The 20,104-nt window shown below is 71.3% G+C and carries 14 protein-coding genes; 11 read left to right on the forward strand and 3 right to left on the reverse strand.

Going from position 1 to position 20,104, the window contains the following annotated elements; genetic code table 11:
* Positions 1–947 precede the first annotated feature (947 nt).
* Positions 948–1,898: a TrmH family RNA methyltransferase gene (locus tag FHU36_RS38400; protein ID WP_185089047.1), complete on the reverse strand. Its 951-nt coding sequence runs from the start codon at positions 1,896–1,898 to the stop codon at positions 948–950.
* 154 nt (positions 1,899–2,052) lie between these two features.
* The gene (locus tag FHU36_RS38405; protein WP_185089048.1) at positions 2,053–2,883 is read right to left on the reverse strand and encodes a DUF4184 family protein; all 831 of its coding nucleotides are present in this window, start codon (positions 2,881–2,883) and stop codon (positions 2,053–2,055) included.
* Positions 2,884–3,049: 166 nt separating this feature from the next.
* On the opposite strand from FHU36_RS38405, the gene FHU36_RS38410 reads away from it, so the two are divergent.
* From FHU36_RS38410 to FHU36_RS38445, 8 genes are all read left to right on the forward strand, one after another.
* Positions 3,050–3,655 (forward strand): cation diffusion facilitator family transporter, encoded by a 606-nt coding sequence (locus tag FHU36_RS38410; protein ID WP_185089049.1) that lies wholly within the window; start codon positions 3,050–3,052, stop codon positions 3,653–3,655.
* Between the two features lie 133 nt (positions 3,656–3,788).
* The gene (locus FHU36_RS38415; RefSeq protein ID WP_312892129.1) at positions 3,789–5,567 is read left to right on the forward strand and encodes a substrate-binding domain-containing protein; all 1,779 of its coding nucleotides are present in this window, start codon (positions 3,789–3,791) and stop codon (positions 5,565–5,567) included.
* Between the two features lie 157 nt (positions 5,568–5,724).
* Positions 5,725–7,338, forward strand: a complete 1,614-nt coding sequence (locus FHU36_RS38420) for an RNA polymerase sigma factor (protein ID WP_185089050.1) — start codon at positions 5,725–5,727, stop codon at positions 7,336–7,338.
* A gap of 476 nt (positions 7,339–7,814) precedes the next feature.
* Positions 7,815–8,933, forward strand: coding sequence for a GNAT family N-acetyltransferase (locus FHU36_RS38425; RefSeq protein ID WP_185089051.1), 1,119 nt, complete (start codon positions 7,815–7,817; stop codon positions 8,931–8,933).
* Between the two features lie 171 nt (positions 8,934–9,104).
* Positions 9,105–9,938 carry a glycosyltransferase family 2 protein gene (locus tag FHU36_RS38430; RefSeq protein WP_185089052.1) on the forward strand — a complete coding sequence of 278 codons (834 nt, stop codon included), beginning with the start codon at positions 9,105–9,107 and terminating at the stop codon, positions 9,936–9,938.
* Positions 9,939–9,963: 25 nt separating this feature from the next.
* Positions 9,964–10,917 (forward strand): glycosyltransferase family 2 protein, encoded by a 954-nt coding sequence (locus tag FHU36_RS38435; RefSeq protein WP_185089053.1) that lies wholly within the window; start codon positions 9,964–9,966, stop codon positions 10,915–10,917.
* Positions 10,918–10,922: 5 nt separating this feature from the next.
* Positions 10,923–11,714, forward strand: a complete 792-nt coding sequence (locus FHU36_RS38440; protein ID WP_312892131.1) for a polysaccharide deacetylase family protein — start codon at positions 10,923–10,925, stop codon at positions 11,712–11,714.
* Entirely contained in the window at positions 11,711–13,090 is a 1,380-nt protein-coding gene (locus FHU36_RS38445) for a lipopolysaccharide biosynthesis protein (RefSeq protein ID WP_185089054.1), read from the forward strand. Before FHU36_RS38440 ends, FHU36_RS38445 begins: the two co-directional genes overlap by 4 nt.
* Here the strand turns inward: FHU36_RS38445 and FHU36_RS38450 are convergent.
* Positions 13,028–13,978, reverse strand: coding sequence for a glycosyltransferase family 2 protein (locus tag FHU36_RS38450; RefSeq protein WP_185089055.1), 951 nt, complete (start codon positions 13,976–13,978; stop codon positions 13,028–13,030). The two genes, FHU36_RS38445 and FHU36_RS38450, sit on opposite strands and share 63 nt — an antisense overlap.
* A gap of 99 nt (positions 13,979–14,077) precedes the next feature.
* On the opposite strand from FHU36_RS38450, the gene FHU36_RS38455 reads away from it, so the two are divergent.
* The 3 genes from FHU36_RS38455 to FHU36_RS38465 all read left to right on the forward strand — a co-directional run bounded on the left by FHU36_RS38455 (position 14,078) and on the right by FHU36_RS38465 (position 20,098).
* Positions 14,078–15,250 (forward strand): DegT/DnrJ/EryC1/StrS family aminotransferase, encoded by a 1,173-nt coding sequence (locus FHU36_RS38455; protein WP_185089056.1) that lies wholly within the window; start codon positions 14,078–14,080, stop codon positions 15,248–15,250.
* Between the two features lie 86 nt (positions 15,251–15,336).
* On the forward strand, positions 15,337–16,422 hold the full coding sequence (locus FHU36_RS38460; protein ID WP_185089057.1) for a glycoside hydrolase family 26 protein: 1,086 nt from the start codon (positions 15,337–15,339) through the stop codon (positions 16,420–16,422).
* A 145-nt stretch (positions 16,423–16,567) separates the two neighbouring features.
* A complete protein-coding gene (locus FHU36_RS38465) occupies positions 16,568–20,098 on the forward strand; it encodes a glycosyltransferase family 2 protein (RefSeq protein WP_185089058.1) in 3,531 nt (1,176 codons plus the stop codon).
* Positions 20,099–20,104: the final 6 nt, after the last annotated feature.

Here is a 20,104-nt window from a genome sequence, read left to right on the forward strand (position 1 = left end):
TGAGCGTCCATAATCGGCTCCAGAGCGTCACTTCGCTGCACCCCAAAACAAGAGCCGCTTCCACGAGAAAAGGCCTCAGTACCCCTAGACCCATCTCGCCGTCGGATAGATCATGGTCATCAAACGATCTTCTTAGGAACCAAGGAGGACCATGATGCCGAAGATCAGGTCGACGGGACGGGCAGTGGCCCTGGTGACAGCGAGCATGCTAGCCGGGGGCATGTTCACGGCTGGCGGAGCGGCCCTGGCAACCGCCATGAACGAGGCCCCGATCAACGCCTGCGTCACCACTTCGACCGGCGCCCTGCGCATCGTCCGTCCTGGAACAGCGTGCAGTGAGGGCGAAACCGCGCTGGATTGGAACCGGCAGGGTCCGCCTGGACAGCTCGGCGTATTCACGATCAAAGGTCCGGGGACCAGGATAGCTCCCGGAGAAACAGCTCACCTGCGGGCTGACTGCGGCGACGGGAACTACGCGATCTCTGGCGGGTACTTAGGCGAGCGGCCTACGGCTTCAATAAGCGTGTTCGCCAACACAATTGACAACAAGGACACCAGCGCATGGCGAGTCAGCATCATGAATCACAGCGAGACGACGACCTACCCCTTCGTGACGTACGCATCTTGCGTGCCACTCCCAACTGCTGGATGAGGATGTCTGCTCTTCGCCCATGAGCCGGCCCACTGACATGCTCACAAGGCGAGCACGGCGGTAGGCGCCGTGGATGCACGGTCGATCAAGTGCATCAGCGCCCGTCGTACGTTGAGTCATCGACCGTCCGGTACGGCCGGGCGGTCGAGATGCCAAGCTACGTCGTACGAACCGCGCCCAGGCGTGTCCGTGATCAGCTGTCAACCGATCATTAGCAAGTACAACTCGTCAAGGCTGCTTACTCCACATCTGGCCGCACGCTGCTCAGGCGCTCACCCCCCAACGAGCCGAGCTACTACTGGGCGCCGCTTCGCATGAGCCCATGGCAGGCGATGGCAGCCGCAGCCACCACGTTGAGCGAGTCCACCCCGGCGGCCATCGCGGCCGGGCTCATCGGGATGCAGACCGCCTCGTCGGCCTCCTCCAACCACCGCGACGACAACCCGTCACCCTCCGATCCCAGCAGCAGCGCCACCCGATCCGTCATCTTCACCTCATCAAGCGAGGTGACCGACGGGTCAGGGGTCAGGGCCAGCGTCTGGAAACCGGCCTCACGAATCTGATCCAGCCCGGTGAACCAGTTCTCCATCCGCGCGTACGGGATCGAGAACACCGCCCCCATCGACACCTTCACCGCCCGCCGATACAACGGGTCAGCACACCGAGGCGACAGGATGATCCCATCCACCCCCAACGCCGCAGCACACCTAAATATGGCGCCGACGTTGCTGTGATCAACGAGATCCTCCAGCACCAGAATCCGCCGAGGGTGTTGTTCTGCGACCTCCACATTGCCGTGGTCGACCAGATCCTCCAGGACCAGGAGCCGCCGAGGCCGTGGTTCGGCGGGCGCCGCGTCCGCGTCGTCGGCCAGGTCGTCGAGGTCGACGCGCCGGGGGTCCGGAGGGGGCGCCAGGACGGCCTCGACCGGCGGCAGCGGGAGGCGGGCCATCGACGCCAGGGCGCCCCGGTGCACCGGGAAGCCGGCGATGCCCGCCATGACCTCGTCGTCCACCACGTACACGAGCGCGTCGTTGAGCACGTCCGCGAGAGGGTCCAGCCAGCGGCGGGTGGTCAGCACCGAGCGGACGGGGAAACCGGCGCCGAAGGCGCGCCTGATCACCTTCTCGCCCTCCGCCAGGAACAGCCCCCGCTCGGCCTCCAGGCTCTTGCGCAGCTCCATGTCACGGAGCCGGGTGTAGTCGGCCAGGCGCGGGTCGGCGGGGTCGGTCACGTACTCGAGCACGCTTCGATCCTGCCACGCCCCTCGGGCCCGCTCCGCCGCCGCACGCCACCGGGCACGAGCGGCTCGGGCCGCCGCCACGCGCCGCCGGGCACGAGCGGCTCGGGCCGCCGCCACGCGCCGCCGGGCACGAGCGGCTCGGGCCGCCGCGCGTCGCTCAGGCGCTCTCCTCGGGCGCGGTCTCCAGGCGCGTCCGGGCGGAGCGTTCGGGCGGAACCGCGACGAGCCGCCAGGCGTGCCAGGCGAGCGCGTAGCAGGCGATGACCACGCACAGGCCGACCACGGTGCCCGCGCCCACCTTGGTGATGACGCTCGGCAGGCCGAGCCGCGGGGAGGGCGGGTCGTAACGCGGCCACAGGAACGCCCCCGCGACCGTGCCCGCCACGGCGGCGACGAGCACGGCCACCCGGACGAACGGAGCGGTGCGCAGGTGGCCGGGCACCGGCATGGGCGCCATCGCCGACAGGCGGCTCCAGACCCATGCCAGCACGACGGCCAGCCCCACGATCGACGAGACGTACTGCAGCAGCCGGAACAGGCTGATCACACCGAGGACGCGGTAACCCAGCCAGGCGCCCCACTCCTCGGGCCCGGTCGAGTGCGTGAACGAGTCCCACAGCACGTGGCTGCCCGCGCCGATCACCGCGCCGGCGACGATCGGCAGGAGCCGGACGTACCGCCAGGACGGGGCGAGCGTCGCGGCCCGCCCGGCGAGCGCGGGAGGCAGCAGCGAGATCAGCGGGTCACGGAACACCTGGTGGAACAGCCCCAGCAGCACCACGACCGCCGCCAGGTCCAGGGTGACCACACCGCTCCAGGAGTGCCAGTCGGTGTAGTCGGGCAGCAGGAAGTCGACGTGTGGCAGGAAGATCGGCAGGTCGGGCACCATGGCGCCGATCGCCAGCGCCCACGGGTCCACGAACCTGCGCACCCGGGCCGACGACACCAGCGGGAGCACCGCGGCGATATGACTGGGCGTGAACGGCACAGTCTTTGTCCTCCCCCGTTGACGATCATTGAAGATTATCGGCCGCCCTTTGCTCCCTACCACTAAAGTGACGATACGTAACAGGTACGCTACCTACCGCTGCCATCGACGGTGCGTCGGGATTCGGGAGGTCAAGGTGCCTGATCAGCGGGTTCGGGTGCATCCGGTGGCGTCAGCCGACTGGTTGCGTGCCGCCCGGGCGGCGCGCTCCCTGTCGGTGGTCACGCTGGTGTGGCTGGGGGTGGAGAGCTCGCTGGGCCTCGTCGCCGGCGTGGCGGCGCACTCGGTCGCGCTGCTCGGCTGGGGGCTGTCGGCTCTGGTCGAGGCGGCGGCGAGCCTGATCGTGGTCTGGCGGTTCACTGGGTCGCGGACGCTGTCAGCCGGTGCGGAGCTGCGGGCGCGACGGGCGGTCGCCGTGAGCTTCTGGGTGCTGGCCCCCTACCTGGTGCTCCATGTCGCCTACGACATGGGGGCCGGTCACCGGGCCGAGCCGAGCGTGCTCGGAATCGTGGTCACCGCCGTGAGCATGGTGAGCATGCCGGCGCTGGGCCTGGCCAAGCGGCGGCTGGGCGCGCGGCTCGCGTCGCCCTCGACCTCAGGGGAGGGCACGCAGAACGTCATCTGCGCGGTGATGGCGGGCGGCGTGCTGGCGGGGCTGTGGCTCAACACGCTGGGTTGGTGGTGGATGGACCCGGCGATGGCGGTCACGCTGGCGGTGGTCGCGGCGCGCGAAGGGTGGCGCGCCTGGCACGGTCACGCATGCTGCCACTGACGATCACCTTCCGTGATACCTGCACCAAAAGGGGTGTTTTGCCACGGCTTGAGCATTGAGTATCGTTCCGGAGGTATTGCGGAGCTAATCCCGCCAGGGTCTCCGGAAGGTTACGACTACCTAAGAGGACATCGTGGGGCGACACCGCACAGACGAGTTCGACGGCGGCTACCGAGCCCAGGAGCCCTCGCCCGCCCCGCGCAGGCGCGCCGCCCGCGGCGGCCGAGGCAGGGTGCTGGTCCCACTCGCCGGTGCCGTCGCGCTCGCCGTGCTGCTCGGCGTCGCCGCGTTCGTCATCTTCAACCGTGAGCACGACTGCTCGGGCGGCAAGCTGCCGCTCCGCGTCGTCGCCACCCCCGACATCCAGCCCGCGCTGAACAAGATCGCCGGCACCTACAACAAGGCCCTGCACTCCATCGACAGCCGCTGCGTCGAGGTCACGGTGGCCAAGGAGGCGGCCTCCCGCACGGCGAACACGCTGGCCGCGGGCAAGGCGAACGCCGACCTGTGGGTGGCCGACTCCAGCCTCGCGGTGTCCAACCTGCGCAGCGACCCGGCCACGGCGGTGCCCGAGCCGTCCGGTTCCGTGGCCACCTCCCCCGTCGTGCTGGTGACCGCCAAGTCCTCGGCCGCCAAGCTCGCCGGCAGCCTCCAGCCGAGCTGGTCGGGCCTGATCGCCGCCGCCAACGTGGCCAACCCGGACGGCCCCGGCAAGAAGGTCCGCGTGCTGGCCCTCGACCCGCAGAAGAACTCCGCCGGCATGGCCGCGCTGCTCGCCGCCGCCGGCTCGGCCAAGGAGGCGGGCCAGGACAAGGCCCTGGTGGGCGCGCTCAAGGAGCTGTCGGGCCAGCTCGTCTCCGACCCGACCGCGCTGCTCGCCAGCCTCACCGTGAAGTCCGGCAGCAAGGTGCCGGTGGGCGTCGCCTCGGAGCAGAGCGTCCACGTGCACAACTCCAAGAAGCCTGACGCGCAGGTGGTGCCGCTCTACCCGGCCGAGGGCACGCTGAGCCTCGACTATCCCCTCGTGGTCGTCACCAAGGACGCGGCCGCGCAGAAGGCGGCGGCCGACTTCAAGCGGGAGCTGACCACCGAGTCGGCCGTGAGGGTGCTGCAGGGCCAGGGCTTCCGCGGCCCGGACGGCAAGGGGGGCGACACCCTCAGCAAGTCCAAGGGGTTCAACCCGACGCCGCCGGAGGCGCTGCCCGCACCCGACGTCAAGACCGTGGCGAGCATGACGCAGACCTGGTCGCGCCTGAACCTCGGCAGCCGCATGCTCACCCTGCTCGACGTCTCGGGCACCATGGCGCTGCCCGTGCCGAGCACGAACATGACCCGCATGCAGGCCATCGCCAAGATCGCCACGGAGGGGCTGGGCCTGTTCGCCGCCGACTCCGAGATCGGCATCTGGGCGTTCTCCACGCACCTCGACGGCCAGGGCAAGGACTGGCGCGAGATGGTCTCCGTCGGCCCGCTGACCGAGACCATCGACGGCACGCTGCGCAAGGACATGCTGATCAAGGAACTGGCGACCGTCCAGGCCAAGGCCACCGGCGACACCGGGCTGAACGACACGCTCAAGGCCGCCTACACCGAGATGACGAAGTCGTACCAGCAGGACAAGATCAACACGCTTCTGATCCTCACGGACGGCGCCGGCAACGACGACCCGCAGGGCGGCCTCGGCAACGAGCAGATGCTGGAGTTCCTGAAGAAGACCTACAACCCGAAGCGGCCGGTCAGCATCCTGATCATCGCGTTCGGGCCGGACGCGCCCAAGGGCAAGACGCAGATGGACGCGCTCGCCAAGGCGACCGGCGGCGAGGCGTACATCGCCAAGGACGTGCTCCAGGTCCGCGACTTCTTCCTCCAGGGCATGGAGCGGCGCCTCTGCGCGCCCAAGTGCGACGGCTGAGCTTCTCGCGGCTGCTTTCCCGCTGGTTGCCACATCGGTCACCCTCGCCCCTTTCCTCCCAAGTCATGCCTGTTGGGCATGGTGCCGCCAACCCCCGGGAGCGGGTCGGCGTCCTAGGCGCGTGGGGGTTCGTGAGCGAGTTGCGGGGAGGGACGTCGTGCCCGGATGGCCGACCGCCGATCGCGCCGGCGACCAGCGCCTGGTGGACGCGCTGCGGCGCGGCGACGGTCCCGCCGCGCTCTACGACGCCTATGGCGAGCGCCTGCACGACTACGCGTTCTCGCTGATCGGCGAGGGGGGCGGCGCGGCCGACGCGGTCCACGACGCCCTGGTCACCGCGCACGGGCGCGTGGTGCGCCTCAGGGACGGGGCCCGGCTGCGCGCCTGGCTCTACGCGCTGACCAGGGCCCAGGCCGTCGCCCGCCTGGCCCACCGCCCCGGTGCTCCCCGCCGGGGCGCCTCCGGTCGCGGCCCCGTCACCCCCGCCGACCCTGTCGGGCCCGAGACGGGGTTCGCGGGGGATGCGGAGCTGGGCGCGCTGGTGCGTGAGGCGCTCGGCGAGGTGGGCCGGATCGGGCGTGAGGTGCTGGAACTGTCGTTGCGGCACGGCCTGCGCCCGGCGGAGGCCGGCGCGGTGCTGGGGCTGACCTCGCGCCGCGCGGCGACCCGGCTGGCCCGGGCCCGGGACCACCTGGAGAACGCCGCGGCGGCCGTCGTCCTCGCCCGCGTCGGGCGCGCCCACTGCCCCGACCTGTCGGCGATGCTCGACTCGTGGGAGGGGCCGCTCACCCCGCTGCTGCGCCGCCGGGTGGCCGGGCACATCGCCGGGTGCGAGGTGTGCACGGACAGGCGACACCACGAGGTGTCGGCGGCCCGGCTGCTCGGCACGGCGCCGGTGGCGTACCCGCCACTGTCGCTGCGGCGCCGGGTGGTCGACACGTGCCTGAACCCGGAGCGGGACGACGCCCGCGCCCTGATCCTGGAGCGGAGCGACGGCTTCGACCGGACGGGCTTCCCGGTGACGACCGGGCGCCGCTCGCACCGGCCCCGCCCGCTCGGGCTGGTGCCGGCGCTCGTGGCCGCCGCGTGCCTGCTCGCCACGACCGGCGCGGTGCTGGTGGCGGCGGGCGACGGCGGCCCCGCCGCGCTGCCCGCGGCCCCCTCCCCCGGCGTGTCCATGCCGGCGGAGCAGCAGCCGATCGGCTCTCCTGAGCCGGACCCCGAACCGGACCCCGGACTCACCCCCGAGCCGTCGCCCGACGACTCCACCCCGGAGCCGACGGCCACCCGGCCGACCGCCACGCCCCGCACGACCAGGCCCGTCACGACGAAACCGGTCACAGGGCCGAGCGCGACCCGGCGCGCCGCGCCCCGCGCCAGACTCGGGGTCACCTGCCCCGGCGGCATGGACGGCGCGGCGAGGGTCGTGCTGCGCGCCCGGCACGCCTCCGTCACCTGGAGCGCGGGCGCGTCGCAGGGCCTTGAGGTGTTCCCGGCGAGCGGCTCGATCCGGGCGGGCAGGTCGGCGACCGTCGTGGTCACGGTGGCCGACCCGGACACGGCCGGCGACGGCACGGTCTCGCTGTCCAGCAACGGGGGCGGCACGTCGTGCCCGCTGTCCTGGCCGGGCCGGTCACGTCCCTCGGACCCGCCTGCCGGCGATCCCACGACCGAACCCGGCACCCCGGAGCCGTCCGGAGACCTCACGCGGACGGACCCGCCCGCGCGGGCGTCGGCCGACGCGACCGCTGAGCCTGCGCACGACTCGTGAGTCACGGGGAGAGCATGACGCGGTAGATCGACGTTGAACTACATATGGTGCGAATTCCGCCCCCAAGGCCCTGCCACTGGCCTTCGTAGGGCATCCTGGTGTGCTTGGGGACCGCGTCGGCAGCCGCAGACCTTACCCATGGGTGTGCCATGCATCACCTGGGGCAGATATTCCTTCCTGCTGGTAAACCGAGGCGTGTCGTCAAGCGTCGGCATTGACGTGTTCACGAAACGATTGGTCCCATGACATGGGATGCGATCAGTCGTGCCCTTTCACGAGCCAGGACCGGGGAGAACGGTAATGATCAAGCACTGCCGGGCGGTCACCGTCACCACGGTGGGGGTCGCCGGACCGTTGCGTGATCGTGACCTGCCCATCGTTCCATTAGGAGGAGCCCCTGGGAGCCTCGTGGTGAAGGTGCTTTCCGAGGCGCGTCAGGGAAAGGGCATCCGGACCGGACAGGGGGCCAGGGAAAGGTGAAGATCTCGATCGCTCGCCCGAGAGATCTCGCGGACTCCGAACGCGCGCGCTGGCGGGAGCTGCAAAAGGCGGATCGGGCCCTGGACAACCCGTTCCTGTCGGTCGAATTCGCCGTGGCGATGGACCGCCTGCGCGACTATGTGCGGGTGGCGGTCGTCGAGGACGCCGGCAAGATCGTGGGTTTCTTTCCCTACGAGCGTCACGGCTTCGGCGTGGGCAAGCCGCTCGGCGGCTTCCTCACCACCTGTCACGGCCTGATCGCCGAGCAGGGCGTCCAGCTCGACGCCAAGGCCCTGCTGCGCGCCTGCAAGCTCAACGTCTACGACTTCGACCACATGGTCGCCGGGCAGCCGACGTTCGCCCCGTACGAGAGCGACGTGCGCCCGGCCCCGGTGATGGACTTCACCGCCGGCTTCGAGGCGTGGCTGGAGCAGGTGAAGGCCAACTCCCCCAAGAACCTCAAGACGGTCCGCTACAAGGAGCGCAAGCTCGGCAGGGAGCAGGGCGAACTCCGCCTCGAGTGGGCCTCGGCCGACCCCGAGGTGCTGCGCACGCTGCTCGCCTGGAAGTCGGACCAGTACCGCAGGACCGGCCGTGTCGACAGGTTCGCGCAGCCGTGGATCGTCGAGCTGACGGAGCAGATGCACGCGGAACGGTCCACGGACTTCGCCGGCGTGCTGACGATGCTCTACTCCGGCGACGTCCCGGTGGCGGGCCACTTCGGCCTGCGCACGGCCACCACCCTCGTCGGCTGGTTCCCGGCCTACGACACCGAATTCGCCAGATACTCGCCGGGAATCGTCCACCATCTCCAGATGGCGGAGGCGGCCGCCGCGGCCGGACTGCTCATGGTCGACATGGGCAAGGGCGGCAAGGAGTACAAGGACTGGCTGAAGAGCGGCACGCTGCACGTCTCGGAAGGGCGCATCTCGCGACCGTCCCCGGCGGCGGCCGTGCACTGGATGGGCCGTGTCCCCCTCAACAAGGTCCGAACAATCGTCCTTGATCGGCCGTCTCTCTATAAGGCAGCCGATCGCGTGCTCAAGGGCTACGGGCGGATGCGTTCCGCCCTGCAGCACGAGCCGGCCGTCAAGGAAACCACGGGGGCGCGCTGAGGCGCGTTTCCGGCTCCCCCTCGCAACCAGCACCAACCCCAGCACACCCAGCACACCCTCACTCCCACAGGACCGTCAATGCACCGTTCGCCGCTTTCGGCATTTCCTCAGCACCCGGGAGATGCCCTGCCGCGGCTCGCAGCGAGTGGTCCCGAAAGGATTGTCCGCCCCATGAGTCCCGAGATGATCAGGCACAACGGCAAGGTGCACGTCGCGCCGCTGCGCTCCATGCCGCCCATCGAGCGTTTCACCCCCATCACGCCGCACCTCGCGATCTCGCCCACGGTGAGCGTGGTGGTGCCCGCGATGAACGAGGCGGAGAACCTTCCGCACCTGTTCGCGACACTGCCCCAGTGGATCGACGAGATCGTCCTCGTCGACGGCAACTCCGTGGACGACACCGTCGCAGTGGCCCGCCGCCTGCGCCCCACCATGAAGATCGTCACGCAGACCGGCAAGGGCAAGGGCGACGCGCTGGCGGCGGGCTTCGCCGCGTGCACGGGCGACATCATCGTGATGATCGACGCTGACGGCTCGATGGACGGGCGTGAGATCATCTCCTACGTCGGGGCCCTCGTGACCGGCGCCGACTTCGTCAAGGGCTCGCGCTACGCGCCGGGCGGCGGCAGCGACGACCTGACGCTCAGCCGCAGCCTCGGCAACAAGGCCCTCACCCTGCTGGTCAACATCATGTACGGGACGAAGTACTCCGACCTGTGCTACGGCTACAACGCCTTCTGGGCGCGCCACCTCGACGTGCTCGACCTCGACTGCGACGGCTTCGAGGTGGAGACACTGATGAACGTGCGCGCCGCCAAGGCCGGGCTCAAGATCCACGAGGTGCCGAGCCACGAGCGCAGCCGCATCCACGGCGAGAGCAACCTGCGGGCCGTCCGCGACGGTTTCCGGGTGCTCAAGACCATCCTGCGGGAGTGGCGCCGCCAGCCGGCCACCCCGATCCCCGAACCCACCGCACGGCCCGCCGCCGACCGGGGCGTGGCCTGACCGTCGCCCGAAATAAGGTCCACCCGTGCTTACATCCGTCGTCATCTGCGTCTACACCGAGGACCGCTGGGAGGACATCAGGCAGGCCGTCGAGTCGGTCGAGCGCCAGCGGCGCCCCGCGCACGAGCTGATCCTCGTCGTCGACCACAACCCCGACCTGCTCCTGCGGCTCAAGGGCCGGTACCCGCGGGCCGTCGTCGTGGCCAACAGCCACGAACGCGGCCTGTCCGGCGGCAAGAACACCGGGGCGGACGTCGCCACCGGTGACATCGTCGCCTACCTCGACGACGACGCGGTGGCCGACCCCGGCTGGCTGGAGGCTTTGGAGGAGGGCTTCCAGGACACCGGTGCCGACGGCACGGTGGTGGGCGTGGGCGGGCGGACGGAGCCGCTGTGGGCGTCGAAGCGGCGCCCACGCTGGTTCCCGTACGAGTTCGACTGGACCGTGGGCTGCACCTACCGGGGCATGCCCGCGGTCCGGGCGCCGATCCGCAACGTCATGGGCGGCAACGCCGCGTTCCTGCGTGAGGTGATCGGCGAGGTGGGCGGCTTCCACAGCGGCATCGGCCGCAGCGTGCAGGGCCGCAAGAGCCGCCCGCTGGGCTGTGAGGAGACTGAGTTCTGCATCCGGCTGAGCCAGCGCAGGCCCGGCTCCGTCATGCTGTTCGAGCCGCGCGCCCTGATCGGGCACAAGGTGCCCCGCCAGCGCGAGACGTTCGCCTATTTCCGCTCCAGGTGCTACGCCGAGGGGCTGTCCAAGGCGCTGGTCACCCGCGAGGTCGGCACCCAGGACGGGCTGTCCAGCGAGCGGGCGCACGCGCTCAAGACGTTGCCGCTCGGCGCGCTGCGCAGCCTCCGAGAGGCGCTGCGCGGCGATCCCGGCGGGCTCGGCCGGGCCGTCGCCATCGTGGTCGGGCTGGCCTGGACCGCCTGGGGCTACCTGGTGGGGTCCGTGCGGCTGCGGGGTGCTGGACGGTGATCCGCGTGCCGATCCTCATGTACCACTCGGTCACCGACCAGCCGAAGGACGAGACACGCGCGCTGTCGGTACGCCCGTCCGACTTCGCCGAGCAGCTCGCCTACCTGGCCGAGAGCGGGTTCACCCCGCTGACGTTCGGCGCCCTCGCCGCCGCGCTGCACCACGACCGCAGCGGGGCGCTGCCCGACAAGCCGGTCGTGGTGACGTTCGACGACGGCTACGCCGACTTCCACGCGCAGGCACTGCCGATCCTGGAGCGGCGCCGCTTCCCCGCCACGGTCTTCGTGACCAGCGGGTGGCTGGCCGACGCCGGTGCCGACGCGGCCGGCCGTCCGCTGGACGACATGCTGAACTGGGGCCAGGTCCGCGAGGCCGCCCAGGCCGGCATCGAGATCGGCGGCCACAGCCACAGCCATCCCCAGCTCGACCAGCTCCGCGACGCCGAACTCCGCGACGAGCTGCGCCGCAACAAGGGCCTGCTGGAGGAAAGGGCCGGCGCCCCGGTGGCGACCATGGCCTACCCCTTCGGCTACTCCAGCGCGCGGGTGCGCCGCGAGGTGCGCGCGGCCGGCTACACCGCCGCGTGCGCCGTGGCCAACGCCGTCGCCGCCGACCGGCACGACGTGCTGGCCGTGCCGCGGCTGACCGTGGCCAGGAGCACCGGCATGGACAAGTTCCGCCGCGCGGTCGAGGACCGCGGCGTCCCGCTGCTCTACCTGAAGGAGCGGGCGCTGACCAAGGGCTACGCGGTCGTCCGGCGGGCCAGGTACGCGGTGCGACAGGTCGTCCCCCAGTGAGCGGCGACGTGCGGCCCGCCGAACGGCCGGCGGGCCTGCGGCGCTGGCTGCCGTCCGACCTCAACGACCCGCTGCTGCGCAACGCGTACGCCCTGATGCTGAACGCCGGAGCCGGCGCGGCCATCGGGCTCGGCTACTGGACCGTCACGGCCCGCGTCTTCGACGAGAAGGACGTGGGCGTCGGGATGGCGATCCTGGCGGCCATGCGGTTCCTCGCCGCGATCACCTCGTTCGGCTTCGTCGGCACGGTGGCCCGGTTCGTCCCCCAGAGCGGCCGGCAGACCGGGCGGTTCGTCGGCACCGTGTACCTGGCCGGGGCCGGGCTGGCGGTCGTCGCGTGCCTGGTTTTCCTGCTGACGCTGCCGAGCTGGGGGGAGACCTACAGCCTGCTGTCGGGCTGGACGGCGGGGGTGATCTTCACGGCCATGGTGATCGTGTGGGGCATCTGCACGCTGCAGGACGTGGTGCTCACGGCCCTGCGCAAGGCGCCGTGGGTGCCCGTGGCCAACCTGATCTTCTGGGTCATCCGGTTCGGGGTGCTGGCGGCGTGCGCGTTCGCGCTGGCCTCGTCGTCGGGCGTCGCCGTGTCCTGGGTGGTCTTCCTGGCCTGGATCGGGCCGGGGCTGCTGGTGGCGCTGTGCCTGAACACGATCGTCTTCCGGCGGCTGATCCCCCAGCACGCCAGGGTGACCGCCGCCGACAGGCTGCCGCCGACCCGGCAGATCGGCAGGTTCCTGGCCGGCGACTACGCGGGCTCCATCTTCACCCTGCTGTTCAACTACGGCGTGCCCGTCCTGGTGGCCGCGCAGGTCACCGAGGAGATGAACGCCTACTACGGGCTGACCATCACGCTCGGCGCCATGCTGGAGATGCTCAGCTACACGATGGCCTCCTCGCTGACCGTGGAGGGGGCGTTCGACTCGGCCCGGCTGGCGGAGAACTGCCGTCGGGCGCTGCGCCGGACGTTCCTGATCCTCACGCCGCTGGTGGTCGCCGCGGCGGCGCTGGCGCCCGTCGGGCTGCTGCTGTTCGGTGAGGGGTACGCCGAGAACGCCACCGACCTGATGCGGCTCATCGCTCTCGCGGCGCTGCCCCGGGCGGTGGTCGAGTTGTACCTGGGCGCGCTGCGGGCGCTGCGCCGCGCCGGGATGATCGTGTTCGTGCAGTTCGCCATGGCCACGCTGGCCATCGGCGGGGCACAGCTCCTGTTGCCGGTCTACGGCATCACCGGGGTGGGCATGGCGATCTTCGGCAGCCAGACCATCATGGCGCTGGCCGTGCTGCCCGGGCTGCGGCGGATCGCCGCGGGCCGGTCAGGGAGCCCCGAACCCGCGCGCCTCCATCCGCCGGACCACCCAGACGGGGTTGAGTCGTAGCAGGGCGATCACGGCGACGCCGTAGGACCTGATCTCCCGCGGGTCGGTGGCGAAGGCCCGCGCCGCCCAGCGCAGCGCCTCGGCGCGGCGCCCCACGGCGACGCGGGTGAACGCCACCTGGCCGGCCAGCCGGGAGTAGCCCTTGCGGGAGGTGCGGATCTCGGGATAGCGCTCCAGCAGCCACTGCAGGGCCTCGGCGATGGTGTCCCAGCGCCCGGCGAAGTGGGACTGGCCGTGCATGGCCACGTGCAGGTGCTCGCCGGGCACGTGCACGATCGGCGCGTACTTGGCGGCCCGCAGCAGCATCTCGTAGTCCTCGCCGTAGCCGCTCGGGATCGTCTCGGAGAACAGCCCCACCTCGTCGCCCACGAGCGCCGCCCGCCGGGCGAGGAAGCCGGAGGGGTGCATCGCCGGCTGGCGGCCGTCGAGCAGGTCGGTGAACGGCACGCGCTCCTTGTCGAGCGGGATGTGGCGGGTCCACTCGGGGTGCACGATCAGCGAGCCGCAGGTGGCGAAGACCGCGTCGGGGTGGCGGCGCAGGGCCTCGATCTGCACCCGGACCCGGGTCGGCAACCAGGTGTCGTCGTCGTCGCAGAAGGCCACCCACTCGACCTCGTCGCCGTGGGTGAGGATGCCGCAGTTGCGGGCGGCCGGCAACCCGCGCTGCCGGCTGTTGCGGACCACCTTGACCGGCCGGGCCGGGTCGTCGGAGACCAGGTCGGGATCGGGGTCGTTGCCGTCGAAGACGACCACGGTGGCGACCCTGCCGGGGTAGTCCTGGGCCTCGATCCCCTTGAGCGCCTCTCGCAGCATCTCTGGCCGGTCGCCGCGCGTGCAGACCACGACGCCGACTTCCGGCCAGGAGGAAGAAACGCCTGATTCCGCCATGGAGATAACCACCCTGGAGACATGAGCGCGATCTGCGCTGGCTGAGGCTTACAGCGTATCGTTCATGGGATGCCGGACACCCAGCGAGAAGGACATTCGATGCGGCTTCGTGAGGTGGGCGAGGACGCCCTGACCTGGCCGCTGACGCGGCGGACCGGCCGGCCCGGCCTCTATGTCCCCTCTGCCCGGCTCGGCCTCTACCTCGCCCTGCGCGGGCTGGTGCCGCGGGGGAGCCGGATCCTCATGTCGCCGGTCAACTGCGAGACCGTGTTGTTCGCCGCGGTCGCCGCCGGTCTGCGTCCCGTCATGGCGCCGGTCTCCCCCGACGACGCCACCATCGACGTCGACCTGGTCGACTGGCGCGGCATCGGCGCCGTGGTCGCCACCCACATGTACGGGCTGCCCGGTCAGATCGAGCGGCTGGCGGCCGAGTGCGACAGGCGCGGCGTCGTGCTCGTCGAGGACTGCGCCCACGCCTACCTGACGGAGGTGGACGGGCGGCACGTCGGCACGTTCGGCGCGGCCGGCGCGTTCAGCCTGTCCAAGCACCCGAGGGCCGGGGCGGGTGGCGTGCTGACCGTCGCCGACGCCGCAACCCGCGACCGGCTGGCCGCGCTGCGCGACGGGCTGCTCACCGCGCCGTCCACGGGCGGCGAGGCGCGCTCGATGCTGGGGCCGCTGCTGCGCGACGCCGTCTACGCGCTGCGGCTGAGCACGCCGGCCTGGCGGGCGGCCCGCGCGCTGGGCATCGAGGCCACCCACACCAGCGACGACACCCGCGCCCGCGACCTGGCGGCGACGGCGGCCGAGCACGAGGAGCTGCCGGCGTTCGACCGCTGGATGTCGGTGGGGTCCGGCGGCTACCGCACCGCCCACGGCCCGCTGCTGCGCCGCTTCGCGGTCAGGCGGCAGCGCACGGCCGAGCGCGAGCGCGAGCGGCGCGTGCGGGGCGTGCGGCTGCTGGCCGAGCTGCCGGTGGTGGCGCCCTCGGTGCGGCGCTTCGCCGACCAGCCGCTGTTCAGGGTGCCGTTGATCGTCGAGGACCGCGACGCGGCCAAGGCGGCGCTGGAACGGCGCGGCGTCATCACCACGGCCCTCTACACGCCGCCGCTCGACGACGACTTCGGCCCGGCGCTCGCCGAGCCGGGACCCACGCCCGAGACGGCTCTGTGGTGGACCCGGCACGTCCTGCCGGTGGACCCGCTCCAGGCCGCCCGCGCGCTGCCGGTGCTGCGCACGCTCGGCGCGCCGGTGCGCCCGGCGATCCGCTGACGCGAGATACATCAACTTTATAGTTGCCCGCATACACTCTAGTCGCCGAGCGTGACCGACGGCGGGCGAAGATCACGGAGAGCCACATGCCGCAGGAGACCGGGGGCAAGCACGCCGTCCCTCGCAAAAGCCGTCGCAAGCTGTGGGCCGTGCTGGCCGGGTTCTCGGTGCTGGTGGCCGGAGGGGCCGTGGTCTACGTCGCCGCCAGGCCCGACAGGGAGGCGGTCGCGCAGGGGGCGGCGGTTCCGCGGCGGCCCTGCTCGGCGCCGGCCACACTGAGGCTGGGGCCCGCGTGCGGCGCCTGGTGGGGGATCTACACCCCGCCCGTGCAGGGCAGCATGCTCACCTCGGTGTCCGGCCTGGAGCGGCAGGTCGGACGGACGTTCGACATCGTGTTCACCTACCACGACATGTCCGAGTCGCGTAACGGCATGATGCTCCGCGACGACGAGCCCGAACTGGGCCGCGACCGGCTGCTGCTGCTCGGCTGGGAGTCCGAGCGCTGGGAGAGCGGCGACAGCATCCCGTGGCAGGCCATCGCCCGCGGCGAGGCCGACGCGAGCGTCATCGACCCGCAGGCGCAGCGGATCAAGGCGTACGGCAAGCCGGTGCTCGTCGGCTTCGACGGCGAGATGGAGCTGCGGCCCGACAGCGGCACCCCGGCCGAGTACATCGCGGCCTACCGGCACATCGTCCACAGGTTCAGGGAGCTCGGGGTCACCAACGTGGCGTGGGTGTGGGGCGTCACCGGCTACTACCCCTACCGCAACCGGTGGAAGGCGTTCTACCCGGGCGACGCCTACGTCGACTGGGTCAGCTACGACCCCTACAACTTCGCCCGCTGCCGCAACGCCGCCTGGCAGAGCTTCGAGGACACCATCGAGCCCACCTACGACTGGCTCATGAGCAACGGGTTCGGCCGCAAGCCGTTCATCCTGAGCGAGTACGGCACCGAGACCGACCCGAAGGACCCCGACGCGCGCGGCCGGTGGTACGAGGACGTCCCCGGGGTGCTGGAGGACCTGCCGAACATCAAGGCCGTCGTCCAGTGGAACGCTGTAGACGACAACAAGTGCGACTTCACGCTCACCGGCCCCGGCACCCTGGCCACCTTCGCCGAGGCGGGCAGGGCGCCGTACGTTCGCAGGGACCTGCCGAAGACGCCGGCCTGAGGCGACATCCGCCGCGCCAGATATGACGAAGTATTTGGGGATTCGCACCGTTAAGCCTGATCATGAGGCATGCGTTGGGACCTTCGATACCGAGTAAAGTCACAGGCAGTCAGCACGCAGGGCCACGCCAGCGAAAGGTAAACCGGTGGAGGGCAGGAACACCGACGAGGTGACCGACGACTCGGCCACCAGGGCCATCCGGCTACCGCGCGGCCCCCTCTCCCCTCCCGACGAGCCACCGGACGCCGAGGATGGCGACGGGTCGGAGACGATCCAGGTGCTCCGCGTGCCCGCCCGATCCGATCGCGACGACGCCGGGCCCGCGGCTGCCGACGACGCCTCTTCGGACGAGGGCGACGCGGCCGACATCGATGCCGACCGCACGCTGCCCGCGCGTCCCCTGCCCGTCCGGACCGTCCCCGCCGGCGATGGCGCCGGATCCCGGGCCGATGACCACGACGCGGACGACACGACCCAGGAGGCCGCCGGCACGGACACCGCCGAGAGCGGTGATGCCGTGGACGGTGCGGAGGCGTCCCCGAGCGAGGACGTGACGGCGACCCAGGTGTGGGCCTTAGCGGACGTCCGGCGACTCCTGGACAAGGCCGCGAAGACGACACCGGACACCACACCGCCCAGCGCTTCCGGCAGCACGACGGCCACGACGGCGGACGCGGACACCTCGGACAGCACCGCAGGCAGCGCATCGGGCAGCGGGGCGGACACGACGGCCAGCGCAGAGCCGGACACTGCGGCGGACGTCGCCGTGCCGGGAGGCGTGGCGGAGGTCGCCGCTCCCGAGGGCGTGGCGGAGGCCGAGGACGACGCCACCTACACCCGTCCGATCCCCAAGATCACCCTCAGGAAGGAGGAGCCCGCCCCGGAGGCCGCCGGCGCCGAGCCCGCCGTCCCCGACGAGCTCCCCTCTGCCCTGCGGGAGACTCCCACGCTCTCGGTGGTCATCGTGACCGGCGAGGTGGCCGCGTGGCACAACCTGCGGGTCACGCTCGCCTCGATGCGCGCCCAGCAGGCACCCCCCGAGCAGATCATCGTCGTCGTCGACCACTGTCCCGAGCTGGCCGAACTGGCCCGGTCCGCGCTCGACGGCGTCGTCGTGCTGCACAACGAGGGCCACCGGGGCGTGGCCGCGGCCCGCAACCTCGGCCTGTCGGCGGCCACCGGCGACGTGGTGGCCTTCCACGACGACGAGACCGCCGCCGAGCCCGACTGGTCGGCCTGCCTGCTGGAGGCGTTCGCCGACCGTCACGTGCTGGCCGTCCGGAGCAACCTGACCCTGCGCTGGGTGTCGGGGCGGCCCACGTGGTTCCCCGAGGAACTGACCTGGCTCATGGGCGACTCGTGCACGGGCTCGCCCGAGGAGGGCGAGCCGCTGTCCGACCTGTACGGCGCGGGCCTGGCGTTCCGGCGCGAGGCGCTGGAGGCGGCCGGCGGGTTCCCCGAGGACCTGGACCACCAGGCCGGCAACGTGCTGGCCGAGCCGCCCGGCGGCGTCAAGGCCGAGCTGTGGCACCGGCTGCGCGACCGGCATCCGAACGGCAAGGTCGTCTACGAGCCGGCGGCCAACGTCCGCTCCGGCATCTCCGCCCGGCGCGCCACCCGTGGCTACGTGCTGGCCCGCTGCGTCGCCGAGGGCAAGTCGCTGGCCGCCGTGCCGCAGCGCGACCGGGGCCGCAGGGAGCTGAGCAACCACCTGGCGCAGGTGAAGGCCTCGCTGCCGCGGACGGCGTTCCACGCGATCACGCTGACCGGTCCCAACAACGTCAAGCCGTGGCAGGCGCTGCTGACCCGGCTGATGGCGATGGTCGCCACGCTCTTCGGCTACCTGAGCGGCCGCCTCGACTCCACGCGCACCGACCACATCCCGCAGGCCAGCAACCTGACGTGGTTCATCGCGCGGACCGCGCTGCCGGTCTCCACCATCCTGTGGGGACTGTCGCTGCGCGCGGTCAACCTCGACGAGATGACCGACCTGGGGTTGCTGACGGTCCTGCCGGCCACCTTCTGGGTGGCGATAGGGCTCATGGTCATCGGGTTCGTCGCCCTGCTCGGCGACCGGCACGCGCTGGAGCTGTGGCACGCCGGCTACGTGCTGATCCTCATCGCCGTGCTGCACGCCACGCCCAGCCTGCTCTATCCCACGCTGCGCTACTCGTGGGCGTGGAAACACGTGTCGGTCATCGACTACCTGATACGACACGGGGCGACCGATCCCGGCAACGGGCCGCTGTCGGCCTACCACCAGTGGCCCGGCTTCTTCTCGTTCTTCGCGCTGATGACCGAGACCGCCGGGCTGGACAACGCGGTCGACATCGCCAAGTGGGGGCCGCTGGCGTTCAACGTGGCCACCCTGCTGCCGCTGCTGCTGCTGTTCCGCACGGTGACCCGGGACCGGCAGCTCATCTGGGGCGCGATCTGGGTCTACTTCTCCTGCTCGTGGGTCGGCCAGGACTACTTCTCGCCGCAGGCGACCACGCTGGCGCTCTACCTGATCGTGCTGGCGGTGGTGGTGCGGCGCTTCCGGCGGGGGCCGATCCGGGCCGGTGCCGACCCCGACGGGCTGGCCGCCGAGCCGCCGCCCATGACCTCGACCTTCGCCCGGCTGACGTGGACGCTGCTGCTCGTCGTCCCGATCGCCGCCATCGCCTCCTCGCACCAGCTCACCCCGCTCATGCTGGTCGCGACGCTGGCCTTCCTGTTCGTGCTGCGCAGGTACCGCAACCTCGGCATCCTGCTGCTGAGCGCCGCCCTGGCCGGCGGGTGGGCGGTCGGCATCGCGTGGAGCCTGCTGGAGAGCAAGCTCAACTACATCATCGAGTCGCTGGGCGACGCCCAGTCCAACCTCAACGCGGGGCTCGTCGCACTCGGCGACGTCGCGCCGGGCCAGGTGATCGTGGCCTACGCCGACCGGGCCCTGTCGGGCGGGCTGTGGCTGCTGGCCATCGCCGGCGCCGTCCTGCGCAGGCGATGGCTGCGCAGGCCCGGCCTGCCGCTGCTGATGATCGGGCTGAGCCCGCTGGTGTTCCTGGCGGCCGGCAGCTACGGCGGCGAGATCATCTTCCGCGTCTACCTGTTCACGCTGCCTCTCACGGCGTTCCTGGCGGCGTCGGTGTTCCTGCCCAACCGCCGCGCGTGGGTGAGGGTGACGGTCCTGCCGGTCGTGCTGCTGCTCATGGTCGGGGGCTTCTTCTTCGGCAACTACGGCAAGGAGCAGAGCAACTACTTCACGCTGGACGAGGTGCGGCTGGTCAAGCAGCTCCACCGGATCGCGCCGGAGAACTCCCTGATCGTGGCGCCCACGTTCTACCTGCCGGGCGCGTACGACGACTACGAAAGGTTCGACCAGCTCTGGCTGGACGAGCTGCCCCCCTCGCGCACGGCGGTGCCCAACCTGCCCGCGTACGTGCCGACCCTGGCGGAGTTCGTGCGGAAGCCGACGCCCTCGCTCGTCAGCCTCATGTCGAAGATCCCGCCGGGGGCCAAGGGCTACCTGGTGCTCAACCGGGCGCAACGGCCGGCGACGGAGACGGCGGGCATCCTGCCGAAGGGCACCATCGACCGGCTCAAGCGCGAGGTGGAGACCAGCGGCCGCTTCAAGCTCGTGCTGAGCAGTGCCGGCGGGGTCGTCTACGAGCTGCTTCCTGCGAGGAAAAAATGATGTTCT

Source organism: Nonomuraea muscovyensis, assembly GCF_014207745.1.
GTDB lineage: Bacteria > Actinomycetota > Actinomycetes > Streptosporangiales > Streptosporangiaceae > Nonomuraea > Nonomuraea muscovyensis.

Bases quoted from the DNA above. Each gene is read 5' to 3' on its own strand.
- FHU36_RS38430 (WP_185089052.1), top strand. From the start codon at position 9,105: ATGAGTCCCGAGATGATCAGGCACAACGGCAAGGTGCACGTCGCGCCG.
- FHU36_RS38450 (WP_185089055.1), bottom strand. From the start codon at position 13,978: ATGGCGGAATCAGGCGTTTCTTCCTCCTGGCCGGAAGTCGGCGTCGTG.
- FHU36_RS38460 (WP_185089057.1), top strand. From the start codon at position 15,337: ATGCCGCAGGAGACCGGGGGCAAGCACGCCGTCCCTCGCAAAAGCCGT.
- FHU36_RS38455 (WP_185089056.1), top strand. From the start codon at position 14,078: ATGCGGCTTCGTGAGGTGGGCGAGGACGCCCTGACCTGGCCGCTGACG.